5 protein-coding genes are annotated in these 4898 nt (G+C 73.4%); 3 read left to right on the top strand and 2 right to left on the bottom strand.

Annotated elements, in window-relative coordinates; translation table 11 throughout:
• The coding region (locus IH13_RS0120790) for a thiolase family protein (RefSeq protein ID WP_031086630.1) at nt 1-811 on the bottom strand (811 nt) is incomplete at its 3' end.
• A gap of 103 nt (nt 812-914) precedes the next feature.
• The gene (locus IH13_RS0120785; protein ID WP_031086628.1) at nt 915-1817 is read right to left on the bottom strand and encodes a LysR family transcriptional regulator; all 903 of its coding nucleotides are present in this window, start codon (nt 1815-1817) and stop codon (nt 915-917) included.
• Between the two features lie 179 nt (nt 1818-1996).
• Between IH13_RS0120785 and IH13_RS0120780 the strand changes: the two genes are divergently transcribed.
• The 3 genes from IH13_RS0120780 to IH13_RS0120770 form a co-directional block, all read left to right on the top strand.
• Nucleotides 1997-2914 (top strand): CoA transferase subunit A, encoded by a 918-nt coding sequence (locus tag IH13_RS0120780; RefSeq protein WP_199814779.1) that lies wholly within the window; start codon nt 1997-1999, stop codon nt 2912-2914.
• 26 nt (nt 2915-2940) lie between these two features.
• Nucleotides 2941-3717, top strand: coding sequence for a CoA-transferase subunit beta (locus IH13_RS0120775; protein WP_031086625.1), 777 nt, complete (start codon nt 2941-2943; stop codon nt 3715-3717).
• 51 nt (nt 3718-3768) lie between these two features.
• The coding region (locus IH13_RS0120770; protein ID WP_037841921.1) for a 3-hydroxyacyl-CoA dehydrogenase NAD-binding domain-containing protein at nt 3769-4898 on the top strand (1130 nt) is incomplete at its 3' end.

The following is a 4898-nucleotide window of genomic DNA, read 5'->3' as shown; positions in this document are numbered from 1 at the left end:
CGCTGGTGACCAGGCAGGCGGCGGCCGCGTCGTTCTGGCCGCTGGCGTTGCCCGCGGTGACGGTCGCCTCCGGGTCGCTGTCGGCCATGATCGGGCGGAGCGCGGCGAGTTGTCCGGCGGTGGTGTCGGGGCGGGGGTGCTCGTCGGCGGTGACGGTGCTCTCGCCCTTGCGGGTGCGTACGGTCACGGGGACGATCTCGGCGTCGTAGCGCCCCTCGGCCACGGCGCGGGCGGCGCGGGCCTGGGAGCGCAGGGCCAGGGCGTCCTGGTCGGCGCGGCTGACGGAGTAGGCGCGGCGCAGGTTCTCCGCGGTCTCGATCATGCCGCCGGGCACGGGGTGGTGGACGCCGCCCGCGGTGACCCGGCCGCGCGCGAGGGAGTCGTGCAGCTGGAGGCCGGGGCCCTTGATGCCCCAGCGGCCGTCGTGGGTGTAGTAGGGGGCGGCGCTCATCACGTCGACGCCACCCGCCACGACGACGTCGCTGAAGCCGGCCCGGATCTGCATGGCGGCGTCGAGGACGGCCTGGAGCCCGGAGCCGCAGCGGCGGTCGGTCTGCAGACCGGTGACGGTCTGGGGCAGCCCGGCGTCCAGCGCGACGACCCGGCCGAGGGCCGGGGCCTCGGAGGTGGGGTAGGCGTGGCCGAGGATCACCTCGTCGACCCGTTCCGGGTCGATCCCGGTACGGGCGACGACCTCGGCGACGACGCGGGCGGCGAGGGCCGCGGGCGTCTGCTGGGCGAAGGCTCCGCCGAACCGCCCGATGGGGGTGCGCAGCGGTTCGCAGATGACGACATCGGTCTGGTCGGGCACGGCGGAACACCTTTCGGCGGCTCGGGTGTGTGGGGTGACCTTCGCACCCGACCAATGAGTCGGTCCAATATCGAGTTGGCCCCCTTTCCAGACGTCCGGCGTCTCAATCGGCGGGGCGGGGGGTCGGCAGGGCTTCCTCGGCGACGGCGAGGACGGCCCGCAGGGCGGCGGAGGGGTTGTCGCGGCGCCAGGCCAGCGCGGCCTGACGGCGGACGGGCGGGCCGGCGAGCGGCCGGTAGACCAGTCCGCCCTGCTGGATGTGGCGGACGGAGGACACGGTGAGCGTGACGCCGACGCCCGCGGCGACGAGCGCCAGGATCGTGTACGAGTCGGGGGCCTCCTGGACCACGCGCGGGTTGAAGCCCGCCGCTTCGCAGACCTGGACCATCGCGTCACGCACCGTGGAGCCGGCGTTGGCGGGGAAGGAGACGAAGGGTTCCTCGGCGAGGATCGCGATCGGGACGGCGTCGAGGGCGGCCAGGCGGTGGTCGGAGGGGAGCGCGCACAGCAGCTCCTCCTCGCCGATGACCCGGTGGGCCACCCCCGGCTGGGTCACCGGGAGGCGGACGAACCCCAGGTCGAGGGTGCCGTCGGCGACCCGGGACAGCGCGACGTTGGCGTACGTCTGGCCCTTCATGTCCAGCTCCAGCGCGGGGTGCGCGGCCCGCACGGCGCGGGTGAGCCGGGGCAGGGTCTCGTGGCTGGAGGCGCCGGCGAAGCCGATGGTGACGCGGCCGTACTCCCCGCGCCCGGCGGCCTTGGCCGCCCGTACCGCCGTGTCGAGGTTCTCCAGCACCGTGCGCACGGGCTCCAGGAATGCCTCCCCTGCACTGGTGAGCCGGACCGAGCGGGTGTTGCGCTCGAAGAGCTGGACGCCGAGCTCCTTCTCCAGCTGGCGGATCTGCTGGCTGAGCGGGGGCTGGGCCATCTGGAGCCGCTTGGCGGCCCGGCCGAAGTGCAGTTCCTCGGCCACGGCGGTGAACGCCGTGAGGTGACGCAGTTCCATCGGACACCCATTCATAGCGCAACGGTCTTGATCCGACCCTAATTTGGTATTGGACAGCAATCAATGGCCGCTGACACGGTAGGGGCGATCGCCAGGACGCTCCTTGGGGGGCGACCCGCACCCACTCGCCGAGGAGCACCGTGGAACGGACGGATACGGCCGACGGGGCCGGCACAGTCATGTCGATGAGGGAGGCCATCGCCTCCTTCGTGCACGACGGAGCCACCGTCAGCCTCGAAGGCTTCACCCATCTCATCCCCACCGCCGCCGGACACGAGATCATCCGCCAGGGCCGCCGGGACCTCACGGTCGTGCGGATGACCGCGGACATCGTGGTGGACCAGATGATCGCCGCGGGCTGCGTCTCGCGGCTGGTCTCCTCCTTCGTCGGCAACTCCTCCGCCGGTTCGCTCGGCGAGCTGCGGCGCCGGATCGAGCGCGCCGACCCGGAACCGCTCGCCTTCGAGGAGTACAGCCACTACGGGATGGTCTGCCGCTACCTCGCGGGATCGCAGCGCCTGCCCTTCTACCCCCTGCGCAGCTACGGCGGGAGTGACCTGCCGGGTGTCAACAGCGACCTGCGCAAGGTCACCTCCCCCTATCCGGGGCCGGACGGCGGGCCCGAGCAGATCTACGTCGTCCCGCCGGTCAACCCGGACGTGACGATCGTCCACGCCCAGCGGGCGGACCGCCGGGGCAACACCCAGCTGTGGGGGCTGACCGGCATCCAGGCGGAGGCGGTGTACGCGGCGGACAAGGCGATCGTCGTGGTGGAGGAGCTCGTCGCCGACGAGGTGGTCCGCTCGGACCCCAACCGCACCCTGATCCCCGCGCACGCGGTGGACGCCGTGGTGGTCTGCCCGCGCGGCGCGCACCCCTCCTTCGCCCAGGGGTACTACGACCGCGACAACGCCTTCTACCGGGCCTGGTCGCACATCAGCAAGGACCCGGACCGGCTCCGCGCCTGGCTGGACGAGTGGGTGTACGGGACGGCGGACCACGCCGCGTACGTCGACAAGCTCGGCGAGGAGTTCTGGGCGGGGCTCGCGGTCGGCGAGGCGCTCAGCGAACCGGTGAACTACGGGCGGCGGCTGTGAGCGCGCCGAGGGAGAGGGAAGACACCATGACCACCGCCGCACCCGGGGCCGTCACCTCCTCGGAACTGCTCTCCGTCGTGGCCTCCCGCGAACTGGCCGCACGGCGCACCGTGTTCGCCGGGATCGGGCTGCCGACGCTCGCCACCGAGCTGGCCCGTCTGACGGTCGCCCCCGAGATCGAGGTCGTGTACGAGTCCGGGGTGTGCGGGGCGCACCCCTCGCACCTGCCGGAGACCATCGCCGACGCGGTGCTGATCTCCGGCGCGGAGGCCGTGCTGTCGATGCCGGCGCTGTTCGGCTGTGTGCTCCAGGGCGGGCACATCGACGTCGGCTTCCTGGGAGCCGCCCAGATCGACCGGTGGGGCAACCTCAACACCTCGGTGATCGGCGACTGGGAGCGCCCCGAGGTACGGCTTCCGGGTTCCGGCGGCGGCGTCGAGGTGATGGCCAACTCCCGGGAGGTCTTCGTGGTGATGCGCCGGCACGGTCCGCGCTCCTTCACCGGCACCCTGGACTTCTGCACCACGCCCGGGCCGGACCGGGCGCTGGCCGAGGGCATCCGGCCGCTGGGCGCCGGCGTCACCCGGGTCATCACCGAACTGGGCGTCCTGGCCCGCCAGGGGGTCGGCCAGGAGCTGCGACTGGTCGCCGTGCACCCCGGTGTGACGGTCGATCAGGTACGCGAGGCGACCGGCTGGGAGCTGGAGGTCGCCGACTCCGTGGAGACGGTGGAGCCGCCGACCCCGGAGGAACTGCGGCTGCTGCGGGAGGACGTGGACGCCGGACGCGTCTATCTTCGCTGAGACGACACACCGTTCCGCCCCGTTCGCTTCAACGAGAGGACCCCCACCGTCATGCGCATCAGGATCGTCGGCGCCGGAGCCATGGGCCGCGGCATCGCCCAGTGGGCGGCCGTGGCCGGACACACCGTCGAGCTGGCCGACGTACGGCGGGAGGCGGTGACGGCGGCCGTGGACTTCGTACGGTCCATGCTGGAGCGGGCGGTGGACAAGGGCCGGATGACGGCCGGGGACCGCACCGCCGCGCTGGAGCGGCTGGTCCCGCTGGACGACCCGTGGGCCAAGGGACCGGACGTCGAGCTGGTCGTGGAGGCCGTGCGGGAGGACCTGGCCACCAAGGCCGAGGTGTTCGGCAGGCTGGAACGGGTGCTTCCGGCCTCCGCCGTCTTCGCCACCAACACCTCGTCCCTGTCCGTGACCGCGATCGCCGCCACCCTCGACGACCCGTCGCGGCTGGCGGGGCTGCACTTCTTCAACCCGGTACCGCTGATGAGGATCGTCGAGGTGGTGCCGGGCGCGGCCACCCGGCCGGACATCCCGCCGTTCCTCACCGAGCTGGTGACCGGCTGCGGCCACCGTGCCGTCACGGTCTCCGACACCCCGGGCTTCCTGGTCAACCACGCCGGCCGGGGGCTGGTCACGGAGGCACTGGCGCTCCTGGAGGAGTCGGTGGCCGGGCCGGCGGACATCGACCGGATCGCCCGGGACGTGCTGGGGCTGCGGATGGGCCCCTTCGAGCTGACGGACCTCACGGGGCTGGACGTGACGGCGGCGGTCATCGACTCGATCTGGGAGGGCTTCCGGTACGAGCCCCGGCTGCGCCCCTCCTACCTCACCCCGAACCGGGTGACCGCGGGCCTGCACGGCCGCAAGACCGGCCGAGGCTGGTACGCGTACGGGCCCGCGGAACCCGCCCCGGCCGCCGAACCCGCGGTGACGGGCGACGCGGACCGGCCGGTCTTCGTGGTGGCGGGGGACCCGGCGTACGCCGACGCCCTGGCCGCGTCCGGGGCCGCGGTGGAGTCGGGCCCGGAGCCGTCGGACCGCGCCCTGGTCCTCGTACCGGTCTGGGGCACCACGGTGGCCTCCGCGGTGGCGGCCCGGGGCCTGCCCGCCGACCGCACCTTCGGGGTGGACCCGCTGCCCGCGGCGGGCCGGCGCCGGGTGCTGGCCGTGACCCCGGC

The organism is Streptomyces sp. NRRL WC-3549 (assembly GCF_000721935.1).
GTDB lineage: Bacteria > Actinomycetota > Actinomycetes > Streptomycetales > Streptomycetaceae > Streptomyces.
The sequence above is the reverse complement of the archived record's forward strand: the minus strand, read 5'-3'. Positions and strand labels throughout refer to the sequence as shown.

Excerpts from the sequence above, each read along its gene's own strand:
- IH13_RS0120785 (WP_031086628.1), bottom strand. The coding sequence starts at position 1,817 with ATGGAACTGCGTCACCTCACGGCGTTCACCGCCGTGGCCGAGGAACTG.
- IH13_RS0120780 (WP_199814779.1), top strand. The coding sequence starts at position 1,997 with ATGTCGATGAGGGAGGCCATCGCCTCCTTCGTGCACGACGGAGCCACC.
- IH13_RS0120775 (WP_031086625.1), top strand. The coding sequence starts at position 2,941 with ATGACCACCGCCGCACCCGGGGCCGTCACCTCCTCGGAACTGCTCTCC.